This window comes from Rhodococcus sp. NPDC057529 (genome assembly GCF_042802055.1).
Lineage (GTDB): Bacteria > Actinomycetota > Actinomycetes > Mycobacteriales > Mycobacteriaceae > Rhodococcus_F.
In genome coordinates this window covers 76,738-97,305 of the sequence record NZ_JBHVEY010000015.1, presented here as the reverse complement: position 1 = coordinate 97,305, position 20,568 = coordinate 76,738, and the positions used below count along the sequence as shown (strand labels likewise).

Annotated in this window: 20 protein-coding genes; 4 read left to right on the top strand and 16 right to left on the bottom strand. The window is 68.6% G+C overall.

The genetic code is table 11. The features are described from left to right. The first annotated feature begins 256 nt into the window (after nucleotides 1-256). Both ACFU5V_RS27440 and ACFU5V_RS27435 read left to right on the top strand, forming a co-directional pair. On the top strand, nucleotides 257-1,675 hold the full coding sequence (locus tag ACFU5V_RS27440; protein WP_378703068.1) for an amino acid permease: 1,419 nt from the start codon (nucleotides 257-259) through the stop codon (nucleotides 1,673-1,675). Between the two features lie 109 nt (nucleotides 1,676-1,784). Continuing rightward, a complete protein-coding gene (locus tag ACFU5V_RS27435) occupies nucleotides 1,785-2,762 on the top strand; it encodes a Gfo/Idh/MocA family protein (protein ID WP_378703067.1) in 978 nt (325 codons plus the stop codon). Between the two features lie 10 nt (nucleotides 2,763-2,772). On the opposite strand, the gene ACFU5V_RS27430 is transcribed toward ACFU5V_RS27435, so the two are convergent. The 9 genes from ACFU5V_RS27430 to ACFU5V_RS27390 all read right to left on the bottom strand — a co-directional run bounded on the left by ACFU5V_RS27430 (nucleotide 2,773) and on the right by ACFU5V_RS27390 (nucleotide 11,069). Beyond that, nucleotides 2,773-4,308, bottom strand: a complete 1,536-nt coding sequence (locus ACFU5V_RS27430; RefSeq protein ID WP_378703066.1) for a phospholipase C — start codon at nucleotides 4,306-4,308, stop codon at nucleotides 2,773-2,775. A 56-nt stretch (nucleotides 4,309-4,364) separates the two neighbouring features. Continuing rightward, a complete protein-coding gene (locus ACFU5V_RS27425) occupies nucleotides 4,365-5,231 on the bottom strand; it encodes a TauD/TfdA dioxygenase family protein (RefSeq protein WP_378703065.1) in 867 nt (288 codons plus the stop codon). Between the two features lie 272 nt (nucleotides 5,232-5,503). Then, nucleotides 5,504-6,265, bottom strand: a complete 762-nt coding sequence (locus tag ACFU5V_RS27420) for an SDR family NAD(P)-dependent oxidoreductase (protein WP_378703064.1) — start codon at nucleotides 6,263-6,265, stop codon at nucleotides 5,504-5,506. Continuing rightward, nucleotides 6,265-6,747, bottom strand: a complete 483-nt coding sequence (locus tag ACFU5V_RS27415; protein ID WP_378431251.1) for a nuclear transport factor 2 family protein — start codon at nucleotides 6,745-6,747, stop codon at nucleotides 6,265-6,267. The genes ACFU5V_RS27420 and ACFU5V_RS27415 overlap by 1 nt, the downstream gene beginning before the upstream one ends. Nucleotides 6,748-6,855: 108 nt before the next feature. Continuing rightward, a complete protein-coding gene (locus tag ACFU5V_RS27410; protein WP_378703063.1) occupies nucleotides 6,856-7,686 on the bottom strand; it encodes a mycofactocin-coupled SDR family oxidoreductase in 831 nt (276 codons plus the stop codon). Nucleotides 7,687-7,688: 2 nt separating this feature from the next. Further along, nucleotides 7,689-8,489: a mycofactocin-coupled SDR family oxidoreductase gene (locus ACFU5V_RS27405; RefSeq protein WP_378431207.1), complete on the bottom strand. Its 801-nt coding sequence runs from the start codon at nucleotides 8,487-8,489 to the stop codon at nucleotides 7,689-7,691. A 12-nt stretch (nucleotides 8,490-8,501) separates the two neighbouring features. Further along, nucleotides 8,502-8,756: a hypothetical protein gene (locus ACFU5V_RS27400; protein ID WP_005251194.1), complete on the bottom strand. Its 255-nt coding sequence runs from the start codon at nucleotides 8,754-8,756 to the stop codon at nucleotides 8,502-8,504. Then, complete coding sequence (locus ACFU5V_RS27395) at nucleotides 8,757-10,433, bottom strand: FAD-binding protein (protein WP_378703062.1); 1,677 nt, start codon at nucleotides 10,431-10,433, stop codon at nucleotides 8,757-8,759. Between the two features lie 117 nt (nucleotides 10,434-10,550). Beyond that, entirely contained in the window at nucleotides 10,551-11,069 is a 519-nt protein-coding gene (locus ACFU5V_RS27390; RefSeq protein ID WP_378431205.1) for a flavin reductase family protein, read from the bottom strand. 130 nt (nucleotides 11,070-11,199) lie between these two features. Between ACFU5V_RS27390 and ACFU5V_RS27385 the strand changes: the two genes are divergently transcribed. Beyond that, nucleotides 11,200-11,937: a PadR family transcriptional regulator gene (locus ACFU5V_RS27385; RefSeq protein ID WP_378431204.1), complete on the top strand. Its 738-nt coding sequence runs from the start codon at nucleotides 11,200-11,202 to the stop codon at nucleotides 11,935-11,937. Here the strand turns inward: ACFU5V_RS27385 and ACFU5V_RS27380 are convergent. From ACFU5V_RS27380 to ACFU5V_RS27360, 5 genes are all read right to left on the bottom strand, one after another. After that, nucleotides 11,934-12,887, bottom strand: a complete 954-nt coding sequence (locus ACFU5V_RS27380) for an alpha/beta hydrolase (RefSeq protein WP_378703061.1) — start codon at nucleotides 12,885-12,887, stop codon at nucleotides 11,934-11,936. The genes ACFU5V_RS27385 and ACFU5V_RS27380 overlap by 4 nt on opposite strands. 20 nt (nucleotides 12,888-12,907) lie before the next feature. After that, nucleotides 12,908-13,699 (bottom strand): IclR family transcriptional regulator, encoded by a 792-nt coding sequence (locus tag ACFU5V_RS27375; protein WP_378703060.1) that lies wholly within the window; start codon nucleotides 13,697-13,699, stop codon nucleotides 12,908-12,910. Between the two features lie 173 nt (nucleotides 13,700-13,872). Next, the gene (bphC, locus tag ACFU5V_RS27370; RefSeq protein ID WP_378703059.1) at nucleotides 13,873-14,778 is read right to left on the bottom strand and encodes a biphenyl-2,3-diol 1,2-dioxygenase; all 906 of its coding nucleotides are present in this window, start codon (nucleotides 14,776-14,778) and stop codon (nucleotides 13,873-13,875) included. 37 nt (nucleotides 14,779-14,815) lie between these two features. Further along, complete coding sequence (locus tag ACFU5V_RS27365; protein ID WP_072946410.1) at nucleotides 14,816-15,997, bottom strand: acyl-CoA dehydrogenase family protein; 1,182 nt, start codon at nucleotides 15,995-15,997, stop codon at nucleotides 14,816-14,818. A 28-nt stretch (nucleotides 15,998-16,025) separates the two neighbouring features. Then, the gene (locus ACFU5V_RS27360) at nucleotides 16,026-17,186 is read right to left on the bottom strand and encodes a Rieske 2Fe-2S domain-containing protein (protein WP_378441518.1); all 1,161 of its coding nucleotides are present in this window, start codon (nucleotides 17,184-17,186) and stop codon (nucleotides 16,026-16,028) included. Between the two features lie 228 nt (nucleotides 17,187-17,414). Between ACFU5V_RS27360 and ACFU5V_RS27355 the strand changes: the two genes are divergently transcribed. Further along, nucleotides 17,415-17,921, top strand: a complete 507-nt coding sequence (locus ACFU5V_RS27355; protein ID WP_378703058.1) for a hypothetical protein — start codon at nucleotides 17,415-17,417, stop codon at nucleotides 17,919-17,921. 72 nt (nucleotides 17,922-17,993) lie between these two features. Here ACFU5V_RS27355 and ACFU5V_RS27350 read toward each other — a convergent pair whose 3' ends face one another. Further along, nucleotides 17,994-19,616, bottom strand: coding sequence for a flavin-containing monooxygenase (locus ACFU5V_RS27350; protein WP_378703157.1), 1,623 nt, complete (start codon nucleotides 19,614-19,616; stop codon nucleotides 17,994-17,996). 156 nt (nucleotides 19,617-19,772) lie between these two features. Continuing rightward, complete coding sequence (locus ACFU5V_RS27345; protein WP_378703057.1) at nucleotides 19,773-20,555, bottom strand: RsiV family protein; 783 nt, start codon at nucleotides 20,553-20,555, stop codon at nucleotides 19,773-19,775. Nucleotides 20,556-20,568: the final 13 nt, after the last annotated feature.

The window sequence follows — 20,568 nt, the reverse complement described above, 5'->3', positions numbered from 1 at the left end:
GCCGAACCCGGTGTTCGTATGCCGAACGCGTGTCCGCTGATTGAATAATGTGACGGTAGCCATAGCGTTTCCGCGTTGTCAAGACAGTGCCGATGCGCGGTCACACCGCAGGGCAGATGCGTGGCACTGCCGTTTCGTCTATCCCGGCCGCCCGAAATTCACCGAATCGGCGGTTCCGCGGCCGCCGCGACTCGTCCACACTTTCTCGAATCAGCGACGCACATCACATCCGGAGTAGCGCCGAAGGGATTTCTCCATGTCAGGAACCACCGATCCGCAGCTTCAGCACACGTTGAAGAAGCGGCACCTCTCGATGATCGCCATCGCGGGGGTGATCGGAGCAGGCCTCTTCGTGGGCTCCGGGGTCGCGATCCGCGAGACGGGCCCCGGCGTTCTGGTCGCCTACGCACTCGCCGGCATCGTCGTCATCCTCGTGATGCGCATGCTCGGCGAGATGTCGACCGCCAACCCCGAGACCGGCTCGTTCTCCGCGTACGCGGACCAGGCGATCGGCCGCTGGGCGGGATTCAGCATCGGCTGGCTCTACGCGTGGTTCTGGATCATCGTCCTCGGCATCGAGGCGACCGCAGGCGCCGTCATCATGAACCGGTGGGTTCCCGACGTCCCGCAGTGGAGTTGGGCACTGATCCTGATGGTGCTGCTCACGCTGACGAACATCGCGTCCGTGAAGTCGTTCGGCGAGTTCGAGTTCTGGTTCGCGTCGATCAAGGTCGCGGCGATCGTCATCTTCCTGGGGCTCGGAGTCCTCGCGATCTGCGGGTTCCTGCCCGGTGTCGAAGCACCCGGGCTCACCAACCTCACCGGGCACGGCGGGTTCTTCCCCAACGGGGCCGGTGCCGTGTTCGCGGCGGTCCTCGTGGTCGTGTTCTCGTTCTTCGGCGCCGAGATCGCCACCATCGCGGCCGGTGAATCCGCCAATCCCGTGGCGGCGGTGCGCAACGCCGTGCGGTCCGTCGTGTGGCGCATCCTCATCTTCTACATCGGGTCGATCGCCGTCGTCGTGACGCTTCTCCCCTGGGACGACGCCTCCGTCGCGCTGAGCCCGTACGTCGCGGTCATGGACTCGTTCGGCATCCCGGCGGCAGGCAACATCATGGACGTCGTCGTGCTCACGTCCGTGCTGTCCTGCCTGAACTCCGGCCTGTACACGGCGAGCCGCATGATCTTCTCGCTCTCCCGCCGCGGCGACGCCCCGGCCTCGCTGGCGAAGATCGGCTCGTCCGGCGTCCCGCGTCAGGCCGTGCTCGTCTCGACGGTCGTGGGATTCCTGACCGTGGGCCTGAACTACCTGTACCCGGACACCGTGTTCCTGTTCCTCGTCAACTCGTCGGGCGCGATCGCCCTGTTCGTGTGGCTGGCGATCTCGGTGTCACAGCTGCGCATGCGGCGCCGCCTCGAGGCAGAGGGCAAGGACCTGACACTGAAGATGTGGCTGTTCCCGTATCTGACGTGGTGCACCATCGCCGCCATCATCGCGCTCTGCATCGGCATGCTCGTGCTCCCGGAGACCCGGAGCCAGATGTACGTCTCGATGGGACTCGCCGTCGTGGTGGTCGGAATCGGGATCTACCGTCAGCGGACCCGCCAGGTCACCGGCGAGGCGCCGGATCCCACGCCCTCCGGCGAAGAAACGGTCGACGCCCTTCGCCCCTGAGCCCGGGCCCGCATGTTCGCATAACGAACAGTAGTGCGCTCACTGCACTCGGCGTACAGTCCCGCCGAGGGAACGCCGGACTCACCGGCCCCAGGAAGGACCGAAGCTCATGAGGTGGGCGATTCTCGGCGCGAGCAACATCGCTGCCACCCGCGTTCTCCCCGCGCTGCGCGAGTGCGGGGAGACCGCGGCAGTCGTGCTGAGCGGTGACGCGGCGCGCGCGGAGGACTACCGGCGGACCCACGACATCGAGTCCGCCACCGGCGACCTGCGCGAGGCGGTGGGCGGGGACGTCCAGGCCGCCTACGTCTCGTCGACCAACGACAAGCACTTCGACCACGCGATGGCCGCGATCGACGCGGGCCTGCACGTGCTGTGCGAGAAGCCGCTGTCGTTCGACGTCACTCAGGCGCAGAAGATGGTCGACGCGGCCGCATCCGCGAGGGTCGTGTTCGCGACCAACCATCACCTCCGCGCCCACCCCGTTCACCGTGCGGCCCGAAAGTTACTGTCCGAGGGCGCGATCGGCGACATCCTGTCCATACGCGTGAACAACACCATCCTGCTGCGCCAGGCGCTGCGTGGGTGGCGCCTCGACGGCGTGGGCGGCGGAGTCGTCCTCGACCTCGCGGTGCACGACATCGACACGCTCCGCTTCGTGACCGGGATGGAACCGACCACGGTGACGGCGGTGGGGGTATGCCAGGGGCTCGGTGACGGTCCGGCGGATGCCGCGATGACGAGCGGCGTCCTCGGCACGAACACCCTGTTCTCGCTGCACGACGCGTACACGGTCCCCGGTGGCGTCACCGGATTCGAGATCCACGGAACGTCGGGCACTCTCGTCGCCGCAGACTGCATGCGCCCCGATCCCACCGGGACGCTGCGCATGATCACGAACGGGCACGACACGGCCGTCCCGCTCGAGGCCGTCGACAACCTGTACGCGCCGGGGATCCGGGCGCTCGTCGACGCCGCCCGCGGGGTCGGTGAACCCGTGGCGACAGGACACGACGGGCTGCGTTCGGTGACCGCCGCGCTGGCGATCCTGCAGTCGATCGAGGAGGGACGGACGGTCCGCCTGTGAGGACAGCCAGCTACATGATCAGCCCGCTGGGCCGACGCCGCAGCGGCGACGGTTCCTGCACCGGCATCGAATTCGGCGGGACCGGGTAGGGCGCACCGGCGTTGAGCGTTCCCGCGGCCACGTTCGGCCCGCACTGGGCGATCGCCGCCTGCAGGCGTGGCCCGGGGTCGGTCATCGCGGGAACACCGGAGTTCGGTGCCGACGAGAAGTCGAATGCGGACGTCATGTCGCCGACGGCGCCGCGGCGCCACTCGGTGAGATTGGGGACGGGCACGCCGAACCGCTTCTCGAGCAGGCGCAATTGCGACGTGTGGTCGAACGTGTCGGACGCGACGAGTCCGCCGCGACTGTACGGCGAGATGATCAGCGACGGCACCCGGAACCCGAGTCCGATCGGACCCGGATTGTTCTCGCTCTCCGCCACCGTGTTCAACGGGACCGTCAGGTATTCGCCCGGTGTGCCCGGCGGCGGTGTCGGCGGGGTGACGTGGTCGAAGAAGCCGCCGTTCTCGTCGTAACTGATGATCAGCGCCGTCTTCTCCCAGATCGCCGGGTTGGACGTGAGGATGTCGAGCACCTCGACGATCCCGACCGCGCCCGCGGCGGGGGGCAGCGCCGGGTGCTCGCACGTGAAGATGTTGGGGACGATCCAGGACACCGCGGGCAGGGTGCCGTTCGCGACGTCGGCCCGGAAGTCGTTCGGGTACGTCGGATCGAGGCCGCGGCGGGCGAGTTCCGAAGTCGGGTCGCTGTACTGCTTGAAGCAGCCGAGCATCCCGTCGAGCGCGACACTCGACACCGGTCCGAGGTCCTTGTTGGCGTACACCTTCCAGCTGACGCCGGCCTCTTGCAGGTTCTCCGGATAGGTGCGCCAGGAGTAGGCGAACCTCGGGATCACGGTCGGCGTCTCGACGAGCGGACCGCCCGCCAGCCCATCCGGGTCGATGGTTCCCGTCATCCAGTACAGCCGGTTCGGGTCCGTCGGCCCGAGCACGGAGCAGAAGTAGTGGTCGCAGATCGTGAAGGCGTCGGCGAGGTCGTAGTGGACGGGGATGTCGGCCCGCGTGTAGTAGCCCATCGTGGCGGGACCGTTGAGCGGCCCCTCGTGCGCGATGTGCACCGGCATCCACCGGTCCATCGCGCCGCCGTTCCACGCGTCGTGCTGCGGTCCCCACGAATGGGTGGGGTCGTTGATGCATTCGCCGTCGAGGTGCGTGCCCTGCGTGGTGTCGAGCCGGAACGGGTTGAGAAAACCGGTCGGGGTGGGCCCGACGCCGGGCGTCCAGCCGTACTGCTGCCACGCCGATGACGGGTCGTCGAAGCCACGCACCCCCGACAGCGTGCCGTAGTAGTGGTCGAACGAGCGGTTCTCCTGCATGAGGTAGACGAAGTGCTCGATGTCGTTCAGCGACCCGCTGCCACCCGGATCCTGCGCGTACGCCCGGTCGATCACCGGGCCCGCCCACGAACTGAGGAATGCGGCTCCGCCGGCCGCTGCGGCGGAGGCGAGGAACTTGCGTCGTGAGATGTCCGATGCCGGGGTCACGGATCGTGACGCTAGTCGCTGCGGACGCCGCCCGCCCGGTGAATGCGCACGTTGCCCTACTGCGGGCCCACCGGCACATCGCCTTCCAGCGTGATGCGGTGCATGACGCGGTGCTGGGTTCCGTAGTCGCGGTTGGCGTAGTGCGCGGTGCTGCGGTTGTCCCACAGCACGAGGTCGCCGAGGCGCCAGCGGTGCCGCACGACGTGCTCCGGTTTGGTGAGGTGGGCGTACAGGAAGTCGAGGATTCCCCGGCTCTCCGCCTCCGACACTCCGGCGATGTGGGACGTGAAGCCCGGGTTCACGAAGATGCCCTTGCGCCCCGTTTCCGGGTGCACCCGCACGACGGGATGCTCGACGGGCACGAGTGCCGTGACTTCCTCACCGTCCCAGATGTTTCCCTTGCCGCCGCGCTTCTGCGCGAGGTAGTACCCGAATTCGCGGTTGCCGTCGTGCACCGCGGTCAACTGGTCGATCATCTGCCGGATCGGCAGCGACAGCGACTCGTACGCCAGTTGGCTGTCGGCCCAGTTGGTGTCGCCGCCGTGCGGTGGGAGGACGACGGGCCGGAGGATCGACCCGAGCGGCGGCCGCTTCATGAACGTGACGTCGGTGTGCCACACGTCGGCGAAACCGTTGTCCTGGCTGTCGAGCGCGTACACCTCCCGGGCGACGTTGCCGCTGTCGTGGACGGGGTGGCCCGCGGTCAGCCGACCGAGCCGGCGACCGAACTCGATGTGGCCCGAGTCGTCGAGCGACTGGCCCCGCAGGACCAGCACTTTGTGCTCGGTCAGCGCCGACCGGATCGCGGCCACCTCGGCGTCGGTGGCGGACGCGACGTCCAGTCCGATGATCTCGACCCCGAACGACGGGCCGAACTTGTCGAGCGTCAGCGACGCGGTCCTGGTTTCGAATGCAGTGCTCATGATGTCTTTCCGCGAAGGTGGATCGTGCCTGGGTACGGGAGGACCGGCCCGGACCTGCGAACGCGGAGAATGCGTGAGGAATTACCGGATGCCGGCGGCTACCGAGGAATGGACAGCACGCGGTGCGCGCGCCGGGGCCATCAGCAACAACAGATGTTGGCGCACGTACGGCACAGGTCGACGGTCAGGCGTCGCACCAGGTGAGTCGTATGCACGACGCAATTCCTACCGGATGGGAGGGAAATGAGCAAGCTCGGGGCAATCGCGTGCGATCAGCTCCAGCGCGCCTGACCGCCGTCGAGCGGGATGGTGGCTCCCGACAGGTAACCGGCGTCGGGACCGACGAGGAAGACGACGGCGCGCCCGATGTCGCGTTCGCAATCACCGATCCGGCCGAGCGGAATCGACTTCACGAACTCGGCGGCCTCCTCCGGATTGGTCTCCGTCCACCACTTCAGTCCCGGGGACAGTGCGTGCGGCGCAATCGCGTTGACGCGGATGCCGTCCGGACCCCATTCGCTGGCCGCGGTCCGGGTGAGCGAACGCATCGCCTCCTTGGTGGCCGCGTACAGCCCGTACCCGCTCGTGTCCCAACGCACGGCCGATGAGCTGACGAGGTTGATGATCGAGCCGCCGCCGCGCGCCTTCAGGTGCGGGTAACACAGCTGCATGAGGAACAGGGTGGCCACCGGGCCGACGGCCATCGCCCGGTCGAGAAGCTTCGGCGTGATCTCCAGGAGCGGTCCGAGCGCGCTCGCGTTGGCGTTGTTGACGAGGATGTCGATCCCGCCGAACACGTCCACGACGCGGTCGACCATCGGTGCCAGCTGATCGCGCTTGCTGACGTCGCAGACGATCGGCTCGGCCACGCCGCCGAAGTCGGCGATGGCGGCGCACGTGTCGAGAAGTTTCGCCTCCGTGCGCCCGACCACCGCGATCCGCGCACCCTCCTTGGCCAGCGCGAACGCCATCCCGGCGCCCACGCCCTGCCCGGCGCCGGTGATCAGTGCGACCTTGCCGTCCAGCGTCCCCATCACGAGTCCCCTCGGTCCGATTGTGCGTCGGCTGCCCACCGGTTGGCCGTCAGCCGGAAGCTGGGAACGTCGGACAGCGACATCACCGCCTCGTACGTGCGCTCGTATCCGGTGTGGGCGATCCGCCATCGACCGTCCGGCCCGCGGACGTAGCGGTCGGAGTAGAACGCCGCCCCGCGCAGCACCGTGCCGTGTTCCGGGATCAGCACGGTGTCGGACAGGAACCACCGCCCCGTCGCCGTGTCGCCGTCGACGTCGATCTCCGGGTGACCGCAGTGATGCTCGGTGATGGTCTGCGGCCCCAGATTCGACTTCATGAACTCGACCAGCGCATCCCGCGACTCGAACGCGAGATGCTCGCCGTAGTTCGCGGTCGCGTCGGGAAGGAGTGTGTCGGCGAACTCGTCCCAGCACTTCGTGTCCAGGGCCCGCAGATACGTGTACTTGAGCCTGCTGATCGCGGCGACGGCCTCGAGATCCACGGCATTCACCCTTCGTCCACCCCCAAAACTGACACCTGTTCTACCACGGATCGGCAGGTGCCGGGGCGGACACGGGGATTTGCTATCTGCTGACGCTGCCCGCGACAGTCACCTGCTGACGCTGCCCGCGTCGACCGGCAGGGCGACCGCCGTGATGTACCGCGCCTCGTCCGACGCCAGGAACAGCGCGGCGTTGGCCACGTCGACCGGTTCGATCCAGGGAATCGGCAGCATGTTCATCGTCACCGCGGCCGCCGCGAACTCCTCGCGGGTGGGGTGCTCGAGGTCGGGCCGGAACGCCCGTCGCACCATGTCGTTCTGGATCATGTCCGTGTCGACGTTGGTGGGATGCACGCTGTTGACCCGCACCCGGTGGGGCGCGAGTTCCTTGGCCAGCGACCGCATCAGGCCCACCACCCCGTGCTTGGCCGCGGTGTAGTGGGCGACGCCGACGAGTCCGCGCAGACCGGCGATGGAACTCGTCAGGATCATCGCCCCGCCGCCCCGCTCGATCAGGTGCGGTGCCGCCGCCCTGCACGTCTGCCACACCCCCGTCAGGTTGACGTCGAGCATCGTCTGCCACGTCTCGGAGTCGAGTTCCAGCGCGGCACCCGACGACGTGATGCCCGCCGTGGCGCACACGAAGTCCAGCCCGCCCAGTTCCCCGGCCGCGGCCGTCACCGCGTCCGCGAGCGCCGTTCCGTCGCGCACGTCCACCTGCGCCGTCACGATCCGGCGGCCCGTGTCCCGGACCAGTTTCGCGGTCACCTCGAGGTCCTCCGGGCTCGCCGGCGGCGTCACCACCGTGCCGACCGGCCCGCACAGGTCGACGGCGACGACATCCGCGCCCTCCTGCGCGAATCGCAGTGCCTGCGCCCGGCCGATCCCGCGCGCGGCACCGGTGACGAGGACGACTCTTCCGTTCACTCGACCTGTCATCTCTACACCTTCTGGGTCAGTCCGGCGTCGACCACGAGTTGTGTGCCGGTGATGTATCGCGATTCGTCCGAGGCGAGGAACAGCAGCGCGTTGCTGACGTCCCGCGAGTCCAGCCACGGAACGGGCAGGACATGGTTGGCCGCAAGGACGGGGACGACGTCCTCCCGGGTCGGGTTCTCGAGGTCCGGCCGCAGCCGCGCCATCGTCTCGGGGTTCAGGGTCATGCGGGTGCCGACGGCACCGGGGTGCAACACGTTGACCCGGATGAACTGCGGTCCGAGTTCGTTGGCGAGGGTCCGCGCCAACCCGACCACCGCGGTCTTGGACGCCGAATAGTGAGCGGCCCCGGCCACCGCCTTGATGCCTGCGGTCGAACTGACGATCACGACGGAACCGCCGCCGTCGCGCATCGCCGGGACCGCGGCGGTCGCCGTGTTCCAGACGCCGGTGAGGTTGACGTCGAGCGACCGGTGCCAGATCTCGTCGTCGATCGTCCAGGCCGGGCCCGGGTTGTCGCAGACACCGGCGTTCGCGACGACCACGTCGAGGGGCCCCAGTTCCGCGACTCCGGCGTCGACGGCCGCCCGCAACGCCGACGGGTCCCGCACATCGGCGTGGGCCACGACCGCACGGCGTCCGAGTTCGACGACCAGCCTTCGAGTTTCGTCCAGATCGGCTGCGGCCGACGGAAGGTCGACGGCGACAACGTCGGCGCCCTCCTCCGCGAGCCGGACCGCGTGACTGCGTCCCATGCCGTTTCCGGCACCGGTGATGAAGGCGACCTTGCCTGCCATCCGTGACATCGGTTGTCCCCTCTAGTCCAGGCGGCCGGGGGTCGGGTAGCTGCGCAGGGAGAGCCCCACGCGCCCGTCCTCCACCGCGTCGTCGATCGATCCGCGGAGCGCACCGCAGGTGGGGACGAACATCGAGTGCTCCCCTTCCTGCGCACGCAGAGCGAATTCCGGGCAGGTCTGCTCGGCGTCGCCGAGCCACTGCACGCTCGTGTGCGCCTCGCTGTACTTCTCCACGAGCACCGCGTTACCGCAGCGCCGGCATTCGACGGGAAGCACTCAGCTCACCGCCCCTGCACTGGCTGCGGCGTGCCGTGCGCCGACCCAGCCGAACACCATCGCGGGTCCGATCGTCGCGCCGGCACCGGCGTAGTCGTTGCCCATCACCGACGCCGACGTGTTTCCGGTGGCGTACAGCCCGGGGATCGGTTCGCCGCTGCCACTCAGCACCTGACTGTGCTCGTTGCACACGAGCCCGCCCTTGGTGCCGAGGTCGCCGGCCTCCATCCGCACCGCGTAGTACGGGGCCTTGTCCACCTCGTCCAGGGTCGGGTTGGGCAGTCGCGGGTCGCCGTAGTACCGGTCGTACGCGCTGTCGCCACGACCGAAATCAGCGTCGACGCCCGCCCGGGCGAACCCGTTGAACCGTGCGATCTCCGCGGACAGCGCGTCGGCGGGAACGCTCATCTGCTGCGCCAGTTCCCCGAAGGTCTCCGCGCGCAGCATCAGGCCCGTCTCGAACCATTCCGCCGGGAACTTCTGCCCGGGCATCACACCACCGAACTGGTAGCGGCTCTTGGCCTTCGAGTCGAACACGAACCACACCGGGTCGTGCCCGCCGGCGATCTGGTCGTGGACGAACGACACGTACGGGGACGCCTCGTTGGTGAACCGCTTGCCGTTCTGGTCGACGATCAGCGACGGCGGGATCGACCGCTCCGACACCAGGACGTGCATGATGCCGTCCGGCCGCCGGAACGACGGCATCCACCAGGCGTCGTCCATCAGGTCGACGGCGGCGCCGACCTGCTCGCCGGCCACGATGCCGTCGCCGGTGTTGTCGGGTGAGCCGGCGCTGTAGTTGTCCTTGCCACCCTCCCGGAGGTACCGCTTCCGCAGCTCCTCGCTCTGCTCGAATCCGCCGGTGGCCATCATGACGCCGCGGCGGGCGCGGATGCGCAGCTCCCGCGTCCCGGTCTCGACTACCGCGCCGGTGACGGCCCCGGACTCGTCCGTGATCAGCCCCTTCAGTGGGGAGTTCAGCCACAGCGGAACGCCGGCCTCCTGGAGGCTGAGCCGCAGCCGGCCGACGAGGGCCTGCCCCAGGGTTTCCATCCGCCTGCGCCGCACCATCGCCACCACCGAACGCCAGCCGACGCCGAGTGCGGTCCTGCGGCCGGCCCAGGTGCGGAAGAACATGTTGAGGTGCCGGAACTCGGTGGACGTCATGTAGAGCCCGCCCGGCATGGCGAGGGAGTTCGGGCGCTGCAGCTCGCGGTCGGCGCCGAGCTGGTTCATGTCGAACGGCAGCGGTTCGACCGTCCGCCCCTTCGGCCGTCCGCCCACGTTCTCGGGGTGGTAGTCGGAATAGTCCTCGCACCAGGAGAACCGGAGATGCGGGCAGTGCTGTTCGAAGAACCGCATCATCGCCGGCCCCTGCTCGATGTACGCGTCGAGGCGTTCGGACGGCACGCTGTCGCCGACGATCGAATCCAGGTATTTCCGGACGTCGCCGGGGTCGTCGGCGCGGCCTTCACGGACGAGGATCGGCGAATTGGGAATCCACAGGGCGCCACCGGACAGTGCCGTCGAACCGCCGTACACGCCGGACTTTTCGACGACGAGGGTGTCGAGTCCTCGCTCGGCGCCGGCCAGTGCGGCGGTCATGCCACCCGCACCGCTGCCGATCACCAGGAGATCGACCTCCCGGTCCCAGTTCTGCTCGTCTACGCTCATCGTGCACACCTTCCGAAGTGGTCTCGATCACACCCTGCCGGTATCAATTGCTTTTTCCCACAGCCCTTCCCGCGGAGCGGGAGAAGCGGCACCGCCGCGGAGCGGGAGAATTCCCCGCTACGTGGCGGCGGTGAAGATGCCGAGCCCACCGCGGTACACCAGCAGCGGCGGCACATCCCTGAGCACGTCCAGCCCGGTGACTCGCGCGACGACGATGGTGTGGTCGCCGGCGTCGTGCTCGAACTCGACGGTGGCCTGCACCTGCGCCAGCACACCGTCCAGCGCGGGGGCGCCGTTGCCGGCGTGCGACCACCCGACGCCGGCGAACTTGTCGGCGCCGCTGGTCGCGAACGTCCCGCACACGTCCCGCTGGTCGTGGGCGAGGACGTTGACGCAGACGTGTTCGCTCGCCCGCAGCCGCGGCCAGCTGGTCGACGTCCGTGCGGGGCTGAACGACACGTACGGCGGGTCCAGCGACAGCGACACGAACGACTGGCATGTGAAGCCGTGCGGATTCTCGCCGTCGTGTGCGGTGATCACCGTGACGCCGGTGCAGAAGTGCCCGAGCACCGACTTGAGGTCGGCAGGGTCGATGCGGTGCACCACGGGCGCCGCGGGTTCTTCGGTTCGGGTCATCGTGTCTCCTCGGATCGACGGGTTGCGTTCAGCGTGGCCGCGGCTCCTGCGGGCGGGAAATGCCCCGTCCCGCCCAGCGGCAGGGTTTCGCGCCGACCGGCGGGCGGCGCACGGTTGATAGGCTCGGGAAATGCCTTCGTCCGACCCCACCCAGAGCTCCGGGTTCGCCGGCCTCCGATCCACGAGCTGGCCGGTGCTCGGCATCCTGTCGTTCGGCGAGGAACTGTCCGGCTACGACCTCAAGAAGTGGGCGTCGTACAGCGTTCGCTTCTTCTACTGGAGCCCGTCGTTCAGCCAGGTGTACTCGGAGCTGAAGAAGCTGGAAGACGCGGGATACGTGACGTCGCGGACCGTCGTGGACGACGAGGCCCGGGTGAAACCCAAGCGACTGTACAAGATCACGGACGCGGGCATGGCCGTCATGCGCAGCTGGGCGCGGGAGGCGCCGATCGATCCGCCCGTCCTCAAACACGGCGTGATGCTGCGCATGTGGCTCGGCCATCTCACCGAGCCGGAGCAGCTCAAAGATGCCCTGAAGGAGCACATCTCGTATGTGGAGGGGATGAGCAGGCAGGCCGCGCTCGACGCCCGCGATTCGGACGTCGAACCCACGTGGGCGTTCGCGCACATGGTCAACAAGTGGTCCGAGCGCTACTACGCCGCCGAGAGCGAACTCGCGAAGCAGATGCTCGCCGACATCGACGAGGCCGTCGAACGCATCCACGGTGAGGGGACGCCGGAACACCCCGGTGTGCCGAAACCGACCGCATCCCCGTCGATCCGGCGCTCCCGCGAGGCGCAGCAGGAGTACCAGGCCGCCATGAAGGCGGCGCGGGACTCCGGCGACGCGGCCGAGACGGAGAACTAGTCGGACGGGGTGCGCACGCGTTCGGCCACCAGCGTCCGGAGCCGCGGCCACAGCGCCCGGCGTTCGGTCTGCGCCGCGGTCATCGCGTCGATCGTCAGGAATCCGTGGAACATTCCCGCAACCCGCTCGAGCTGCACGGGCACACCGGCGTCGGCGAGCGCCGCGGCGTACTTCTCCCCCTCGCACCGCAGCGGATCGCGTTCGGCGGTGATCACGATCGCGGGCGGGAGCCCGGCGAGGTCGTCCGCCCGGACCGGGGCCGCGTAGGCCGGTGCGGCCTCGCGGTGCGTCGGCAGGTACTGATCCCAATACCATTGCATCGCAGCGCGGGTGAGGAAGTGATCCTCCGCGAACTCCTCGTAGGACTCGGTGTCGAAGGCCGGTTCGATGACGGGGTACATCAGGAGCTGTCCGGCGACGGCGGGGCCCTGCCGGTCGCGGGCCATCAGCGCGGCGACGGCCGCGAGGTTGCCGCCGCTGCTGTCGCCGGCGACGAGCAGACGGTCCGGATCGGCGCCGAACTCGCCGGCGTGCCGCGCGACCCAGCACGTCGCGGCGTAGGCGTCGTCCGCCGCGGCGGGCCATTGCGATTCCGGGGCCAGGCGGTAGTCGACGGAGACGACGACGGCGCCGATCCCGTTGCACATGGCGCGGCAGAAGCCGTCGTGGCTGTCGAGGTCGCAGATCACGAACCCGCCGCCGTGGAAGAAGACGACGACCGGAAGGGGTCCCGCGGAGTTCCCCGCGGGCGAATAGATACGTACCGCAATCGATCCGGCACCGCCGGGAATCTCCCGGTCGCGCACCTCACCGACCGGTTCAGGGTCGGCGACGGCCTTGCGTCCGGCCTTCGTCGCCGCCCGAGCCTGGGCGCCGGTCATGGTTTCGACCCGGGGAAAGTTCTCGTTGAGTCCCCGGAGGATGGTCTCGGCCTGCTCGTCGAGCGGCATTCGTGCTCCTTCGTCCCGCCTCAGGCGGAGTAGCGGTCGGCGCGGCCGCCTGCCGGTGTCGCGGTCGACATGTAATTGCGCCAGGTGCCCTTGGCGGACATCCGAATCGGCGCGGTCAGACGGTGATCGAGCTTGATCTGGCTGCTCGGACCGCACACGGAGATGGCGGCCACCACGTTGCCCTCGGTGCCCACGGGCACCGCGACGCAGCTAACGCCCACCAGATCCTCTTCGCGGTCGTAGGCGGCTCCGCGTTCGCGGGTCTTCTGCAACTCGGCACGGAACGCGGCGGGTGAGTCGATGCTGAATCGTGTGCTGCGGGGCAGACCGGCCTCGACGACCCGGTCGACCACGGACTCGGGTGAGTGGGCCAGCAGCACCTTGCCGACGCTCGTGCAGTGTGCGGGCTGGCGGCCGCCGACGCGGGACGGCAGCCCGACGCCGAACCGTCCGGCGATCTTCTCCAGGTAGACGACGTCGATCCCCTCCAGCACCGCGAGGTGCACGGCGTGCCCGGTGAGGCGGTGCAGTTCGTGCAGGAAGGGCAGCGCGGCCCGGTGCAGGCGGTCCTGGTGCACGGCGAGGGACCCGAGTTCGAACAGCCGCATGCCGAGTTCGTAGTCCCGGCCCTCCCGGCGGAGCCACCGCAGCTGGACGAGACGTTCGAGCATCCGGTGCGCGGAGGAGCGCGGGAGCCCCGTGCGGCGCACGATCTGCGCGAGCGTGAGCCTGCCCGGGCCGTCGAAGGCGTCGAGGAGAAGGGCGGCGCGATCGAGGCCGGCGGTGGGGGTGGGGCTGAGTGTCGTCGTCATGGGGACCTCCGTAACGGCGCTGCTCGGTGCGGCGCCGCGCTGTGTGACTGGCGACACTTACTATAAATAGGCATATACCTATTTGCAATAGTGGTCGGGGACGCAGCCCCCCGAACAGCCGAAAGGCCCGGTGCGCGCATCGAGTGGATACGCACACCGGGCCCGGACACCCCTTACATCGCCGCCAGCGGCTCACTCCCCGACCAGTCGTGGCCCCAGTAGCTGTCGGCGGTGATCTCCTCCGCGGAGTAGTACGTCTCGTCCACCTTCATGCCGTCGGTGCCGAACTCGATGTCCCAGCCGCCGGGGGCACGCACGTAGAACGACACCATCTTGTCGTTGGTGTGGCGGCCGAGCGTCGAGGAGACGGAGAACCCGTCCTTGACGACGCGGTCGAGAGCCTGCCCGACGGCGTCGAGCGTGTCGACCTCCACCATGATGTGCACCAGTCCCGGCGCGCCGCCGTGCGGTGCGGGGCACAGCGCAAGGCTGTGGTGCCGCTCGTTGACGCCCATGAAGCGCACCCGCATCGGACCGAACTCCGGCGGCGCCGGGATGCGGAACGCGCCGCGGGGCAGGAACCCGAGCACCTCGGTGTAGAAGTCGAACGCCCCGCCGAAGTCCATCACGGGCAGCACCACGTGGCCGAGGCCCTGCGCCCCGGTGACGAACTTCGCGCCGAACGGGGTGACCACCGGGCTGTGGTCGAGGACGGCGCCGTGGAAGATTTCGATCGTCGCGCCCGTCGGATCCTGGAACGTGACGACCTCCTCGACGCGGCGCGCGTCGGCCTCTTCCACCGACAGCGGCTTGACGGCGATGCCCGCGCCCTCGACGGCCTCCTGGACGCGGACCAGACCCGCATGATCGCGGACCTCCCACCCGATGGTGACCACCTCGTCCGTCTCGCCCGGCACGATCACGATGCGGGCAGCGCGCTCGTCCATGCGCAGGTACAGGGCATCCTCGTCCGGTCCCGACCCCTCGGCGAATCCGAGGACGTCGAACGCGAACGTGCGCCACCGCTCCAGGTCGTTGGTCTGGATCTTGACGTAGCCCAGGCCCTTGATGTCTGTCATGTGTTGTCCTTCTGGTGTTTTCGTGTTCCGGCGACGGTCAGATCATCGACTTGAGGTTGTCGGCCGGGTCGAGGCCGAGCGAGCTGAGCGCCGACGCGTGGTACACGGTGCTCGGCACGTGGATCGCGTGCGCCAGGCCCGCGTGCGCGTCCCGCCAGTACCGCTGCAGGGGCTTGTCCATGCGCAGCGCGTTGCCGCCGGAGCGGGCGAAGATCTGGTCGACGGCGGTGACCGCCCGCCACGCCGCCCGCACCTGGGTGCGGCGTCCGGCGGCGCGGTCCTCGAACGTGACCTCCTTGCCCGATTCGACGAGATCCCAGATCCTGTCGACGTTGGCGAGCAGTTCCTGGCGGGCGGCGTTGATGTCGGCCGCGGCCTCGCCGACGGCGAACAGGACATAGGGGTCATCCTTGATCGCGGTGCCCTGCGCGCCGACGCGGTCGCGCTGGTAGTCGAGGTGGGCGGCCAGGGCGCCCTCGGCGATTCCCACCACGGCGGAGGAGATCCCGAGCGGGAACATCGTCGACCACGGCATGTTGTACAGCGTCTCGGTGCGCCCGAACTTCTGCACCGCGGTGCCGTTCATGACCTCGTCGGCGTCCATCACCCGGTAGTCGGGGACGAACGCGTTCCGGACGATGATGTCCTTGGACCCGGTGCCCTTGAGCCCGACGACGTTCCACGAGTCCTCGACGATCTCGTAGTCGCTGCGCGGCAGGATCATGTGCAGCATCTTCGGCGGCAGCGCCATGGCGCCGTCCTTGTCGCCGAGCATCGCGCCGAGGAAGATCCAGTCGCAGTGATCGGTGCCCGACGAGAACTGCCAGCGTCCGCTGAAGAGGTAGCCGCCGTCGACGGGCGTCGCGATCCCGGTCGGCGCGTACGGCGAGGCCATCCAGGTGTCGTTGTCGGCCGCCCACACCTCGTCCTGCACCTTCGGGTCGGCGAACGCCAACTGCCAGGGGTGTACGCCGACGATGCCGCACACCCAGCCCGTGGCCGGGTCGAGGGAGGCCGCAGCCATCACCGTCTCCGCGAACTCGCGCGGGTGAGCCTCGTGGCCGCCGTACTTGCCGGGCTGGAGCAGCTTGATCGGCCCGGCCTCGCGGAGCTTCTTCGCCGTGTCGTCGGGCAGCCGGCCGATCCGCTCGGCCTCGGGCGCCTGATCGCGGAGCTGATCCGCGATCGCCATGATGTTGTCGAGAACCTCGTGGGTCATCTGTCGTGTCCTTCTTGTGCGAGCGGGCTCAGGCGTTGGTGTCGAGCGGCACGACGCCGTTGGCGAGGTTGTCGGCAACCTCCGCCTCCCAGCTCTGCACCGCCCTGGTCGTGTCGATCTCGAATTCGAAGCGCTTCGTCATGTCCTCGGTGATGTCCTCGACGTCGACGTAGAACTGCTGGTACCAGCGGCGCAGCTGGTACACCGGCCCGTCCTCCTCCGACAGCAACGGGTTGTCGATGCGCGACTTGTTCAGCCAGATGTCGACGTCCTGCTTGAACCCGAGCTCCACGCCCTCCGCGAACTGGGCAGCCATGCCGTTCGCCACCTCGTCCGACAGTCCCTCGGGCTTCTTCACCATGGCGCCCCACTGCAGGACGAACGAGTTGGCGGTGACCGGGTAGTGGCAGTTGATCAGCACCGTCTCGATCATCATGCCGTTCGCTTCGCTCCACAGCTTGTCGATCATGTAGGACGGGCCGAAGTACGACGCGTCCGAGCGCAGCGTGGAATTGGGGTCGTCGTAGCTGGTGCCCACCGAGATGTCGTGGCGAGGCGTCGACTGCATGTACTGCGTGGCTACGTGCCCTTCGAAGACGTTCTTGAAGTAGCGCGGGAACGAGAAGTGGACGTAGTAGAAGTGCGCCATGTCGACCACGTTGTCGACGATCTCGCGGCAGTGCGAACCCTCGACGAGCAGCGAATTCCAGGTCCAGTCGGTCCATTCCGGAGAGCCGAATCCCTCGATCTCGGGAATCGTCACGTCGGCGGGCGGCGGGTTGCCCTGCGGGTCGTTCCAGACGTACAGCTGCCCGTTGCGCTCGATGGTCGTCCAGGCCCGGGTCCGTGCCAGCGGCGGGACGCGCCGCGCATACGGGATTCCGGTGCACTTGCCGTTGCCGCCCCAGCGCCAGTCGTGGAACGGGCAGGCGATCGAGTCGCCCTTCACGGTGCCGTGCGCCAGGTTGCCGCCCATGTGGCGGCAGTAGGCGTCGAGCACACTGAGGGTGCCGTCGGACGTCTCGAACACCACCAGCGACGTGCCGAACGCGTCGATCTGGTGCGGGGCGCCGTCCCGGAAGGTCTTCGCCAGACCCAGGCAGTGCCACCCTCGCGCGAAACGCGTTGGTGCCGATCCCACTTCGATCATCCGGACTTCGTCGCCGTCAACGGCACTGTTGCGCGCCATGTCTACCTCCGCCTCGCTGTACGTCAAGAACACCCTCGGGGTGTGGTGTAGCTCATAGTCGGCGCACACGGCGCGCAGCGGTACCCAACTCTCCCACTGAGCGAGAGGCTTTCGTATCCGGCCGTCGCGGCGCGTTTTGGGCGTCCCGATCACAGGGACCACGGCCCCCGTTTGCGGGCCGCGGCGACTACCGTGCGGAACACAGACCCCGTGATTTTGGGAGGAACGATGGCCGCACTCATCTCTTCGCAGCCGTGCACAGCGGAGATCCGCCGGCTGTGCGCCGACGCCGTCCCGGACGGGATGGTCGTCGCACCCGAGCCGGGGGCCGCCGTCGAGCACGACTTTCTCCTGCTGCGACCGCGCCGGACGCCGGACGACGCGTTGACGGCACAGGTCCGCAGGGTGGGCGATCACGACCTGCTCGTGCGCTTCCGCAACCGGGACGAGCAGCTGGTCTTCGAGTTCTGGACGAACAGTTTCACCGGCGCCGCGACACAGGACGACCGGTCGGCAGACCTGCTCGAGCGCCACTGCGCCGAGCAGTTCCCCGGCGATCTCCGCAGGTTCCGCACCCGAATCCGGCGGTCCGTGCCGTCCGGCGCGGAATTCACGTCCTCGCTGCAGCAGACGTACGTCCAGGACGGCGTGCGCATGACCGACGTCGCCGTCACCTGCACGCTCGACGGCGACGTGCTCGCCCGGGCCTGGGCCACGTACGCGCTGCCCGACTGAACCGCTCCGTTCTCCCACGAATTGGTCAGCCGCACAGGCAATTGCCTGCGCGGCTGACCAATATCCGGGAATCTATCCCACCGGGTCGGCCAGCCGCGTGCGGGACCGGCTGAATTCGAACCCGCGGAACCCCTCCTCCGCGATGTCCGCGCAGATCCGCCCGTACGCGCCGAAGCCCCCGAGGTATGGCATGAACACGCGGGGTTTGCCCGGAATGTTGGCGCCCATGTACCAGGAGTTCGCCAGCGGGAACAGGGTCTGCGCGGCAAGCTCGCGGCAGTGTTCCACCCACTGCTCGGTGGCCGGGACCGACGCCTCGACGGCGTCGTAGTCCTTCTCCCACAGGTGCTCGATGCAGTCCGCGATCCAGTCGACGTGCTGCTCGGCGCCGAGCACCATGTTCGCCAGCACCGACGGGCTGCCCGGCCCGGTCACGACGAACAGGTTCGGAAACCCCGGAACACCCAGACCCAGATAGGTTTTCGGACCCTCACTCCAGTACTCGGCCAGGGACACGCCGCCCCGGCCGACGATCCGCATGCGGTCGAGGGCACCGGTCATGGCGTCGAATCCGGTGGCGAACACCAGCGTGTCGAGGCCGTAGTCGGCGTCGGCGGTGGTGATCCCCGACGGCGTGATCGACTCGATCGGCGCCGCCTTCAGGTCCACCAGGGTGACGTTCGGCCGATTGTACGTTTCGAAATAGTGGGTGTCGGTGACGATCCGCTTGGTCCCGATGGGGTGATCGTTCGGGATCAGCTTGTCCGCGACCGCGGGATCGTCGACGAGGCGGCGGATCTTCTCCTCCGCGAACTCCCGCGCGGTCGCGTTCGCGGCCTCGGTCTTCGTCTGGTCCGGAAACGTTTTCGCGAACAGCACCCCGCCGAGTTTCCATCGCGTCTCGTAGGCGTCGCGGCGCTCCTCCTCGGACACCTCCAGCGCCGACTTCGGGTGCGCGTTGTACGGCGACCCGCCGCCGCTCTCCCGGGACAGCCGCCTGCGCTCGTCGTATCCCGCCTTGATCGCGCGCCGCATCTCGTCGTCCCACATCTCGTTGCCCGCGGGGACGCTGTAATTGGCGCTGCGCTGGAACACGTACAGGTGGTCCGCCTGCTCGGCGATGACGGGAATCGACTGGATGCCCGAGGATCCGGTGCCGATGATCCCGACCCGGCGGCCGGTGAAGTCGACGCCCTCGTGCGGCCAGTGACCGGTGTGATGCGTGTCGCCCGTGAAGGATTCGCGGCCCGGGATGTTCGGCATGTTCGCGGTGGACAGCGCCCCGGTCGCGAAGATGCAGTACCGGGCGGACAGGACGTCGCCGCGGTCGGTGCGCACCTCCCACCGGAGCGTGTCCTCGTCCAGTTCCGCGGACGTCACACGGGTGCCGAACAGGAAACGGTCGCGGAGGTCGAACCGGTCCGCGACGTGATCGATGTACGCCAGGATCTCGGGCTGGGTGGCGTACTTCTCGCTCCAGTCCCACTCCTGCTCGAGTTCCCGCGAGAACGAGTACGAGTAGTCGACGCTTTCCACGTCGCACCGGGCGCCGGGATAGCGGTTCCAGAACCAGGTTCCGCCGACGCCGTCCGCGGCCTCGACACCCTGGACCGTCAGACCCATACTCCGCAGTTTGTGGACGGCGTACAGACCCGCGAATCCCGCACCGACGACGACAGCGTCCACGTCGCCGATCCGATTCGCCCGAGCATCAACTTCGGTGCGTGCACTCACGGGCGCGCTCCTCTCCCATTCGACAGACACATTTCGGCAGCAAAGGCCTGTCTGGGACGGTAGGTCGGAGCACCCGGGCAGCTACAGGTTCGTTCCCGGTGAGCGGTCGGGCAGCGGCTAACTCGATACGACGGGAGCCACATCGGGGTCGATCACGTCCGCGAGGTCGTCCCACGGCACGGTGACGGTGACGAGCCCGATGGCGTGCGGCCCCACCTGGTAGTCGTTGAAGTGGATTTCCATGCCCGCCGGGGTGGCCAGCCAGTTGGCGAAGTTCGCCTCGGTCGGCTCGATGCCCGATCGATCGAAGTCCGGTCCGGCGACCGTCTCGGGGAGCAAGCGCGCGGAACTGTCCGACAGCGCCTGCAGGCCGGCGGGCAGGTCGGGGAAGAGGTCGCCGAGCGTGATCGGCGCGGCCGTATCGGCATTCACCACCACCGTCGCGACGATCGGGGTGGGATGCGCCCCGGGCGGATCGGCGTTCCAGGACGTCACCAGCAGCCCGCTGATCACGTGCTCACCGATGTGCGCCACACTGTGTTCCTGGCTGCTCAGAGTGAACGCGTCGGTGCCCCAGCCGTCGATCTGGTCCTGGAGCGCGGCGCGCATCGATTCGTTGAACTCGGCCGCGACCGCCGGGTCGCCGCCCTCGACCTGCGGGATGAGCACGTCGTAGCCGACACGGCCGGTGGAACCGGTGACCTGCAGTTCGGACTCCGTGTAGGGCACCACCGCGGGCGTCGCCGGTCCGGTCGCCGGGTCGGTGGTGGACGGTCCCGCGTCGGACGCGGTCGACGGCTCGCTCACCGCCGTTCCGGACCGGTCGGAGCAGGCGGCGGGCGCGAGGAGCACGGCGCCGCCGAGCAGTGACACCAGAATCGATCTCCGGAAGCCTCTCATCAGGCATCTCTAC

What these genes read in the sequence shown, in the direction of transcription:
- ACFU5V_RS27355 (WP_378703058.1), top strand. Translation starts at nt 17,415, where the DNA reads ATGGCCGCACTCATCTCTTCGCAGCCGTGCACAGCGGAGATCCGCCGG.
- ACFU5V_RS27395 (WP_378703062.1), bottom strand. Translation starts at nt 10,433, where the DNA reads ATGAGCGTAGACGAGCAGAACTGGGACCGGGAGGTCGATCTCCTGGTG.
- ACFU5V_RS27365 (WP_072946410.1), bottom strand. Translation starts at nt 15,997, where the DNA reads ATGACCCACGAGGTTCTCGACAACATCATGGCGATCGCGGATCAGCTC.
- ACFU5V_RS27425 (WP_378703065.1), bottom strand. Translation starts at nt 5,231, where the DNA reads ATGAGCACTGCATTCGAAACCAGGACCGCGTCGCTGACGCTCGACAAG.
- ACFU5V_RS27420 (WP_378703064.1), bottom strand. Translation starts at nt 6,265, where the DNA reads ATGGGGACGCTGGACGGCAAGGTCGCACTGATCACCGGCGCCGGGCAG.
- ACFU5V_RS27410 (WP_378703063.1), bottom strand. Translation starts at nt 7,686, where the DNA reads ATGACAGGTCGAGTGAACGGAAGAGTCGTCCTCGTCACCGGTGCCGCG.
- ACFU5V_RS27345 (WP_378703057.1), bottom strand. Translation starts at nt 20,555, where the DNA reads ATGAGAGGCTTCCGGAGATCGATTCTGGTGTCACTGCTCGGCGGCGCC.
- ACFU5V_RS27390 (WP_378431205.1), bottom strand. Translation starts at nt 11,069, where the DNA reads ATGACCCGAACCGAAGAACCCGCGGCGCCCGTGGTGCACCGCATCGAC.
- ACFU5V_RS27375 (WP_378703060.1), bottom strand. Translation starts at nt 13,699, where the DNA reads ATGACGACGACACTCAGCCCCACCCCCACCGCCGGCCTCGATCGCGCC.
- ACFU5V_RS27360 (WP_378441518.1), bottom strand. Translation starts at nt 17,186, where the DNA reads ATGGCGCGCAACAGTGCCGTTGACGGCGACGAAGTCCGGATGATCGAA.
- ACFU5V_RS27405 (WP_378431207.1), bottom strand. Translation starts at nt 8,489, where the DNA reads ATGTCACGGATGGCAGGCAAGGTCGCCTTCATCACCGGTGCCGGAAAC.
- ACFU5V_RS27435 (WP_378703067.1), top strand. Translation starts at nt 1,785, where the DNA reads ATGAGGTGGGCGATTCTCGGCGCGAGCAACATCGCTGCCACCCGCGTT.
- ACFU5V_RS27385 (WP_378431204.1), top strand. Translation starts at nt 11,200, where the DNA reads ATGCCTTCGTCCGACCCCACCCAGAGCTCCGGGTTCGCCGGCCTCCGA.
- ACFU5V_RS27440 (WP_378703068.1), top strand. Translation starts at nt 257, where the DNA reads ATGTCAGGAACCACCGATCCGCAGCTTCAGCACACGTTGAAGAAGCGG.
- ACFU5V_RS27380 (WP_378703061.1), bottom strand. Translation starts at nt 12,887, where the DNA reads ATGCCGCTCGACGAGCAGGCCGAGACCATCCTCCGGGGACTCAACGAG.
- bphC (WP_378703059.1), bottom strand. Translation starts at nt 14,778, where the DNA reads ATGACAGACATCAAGGGCCTGGGCTACGTCAAGATCCAGACCAACGAC.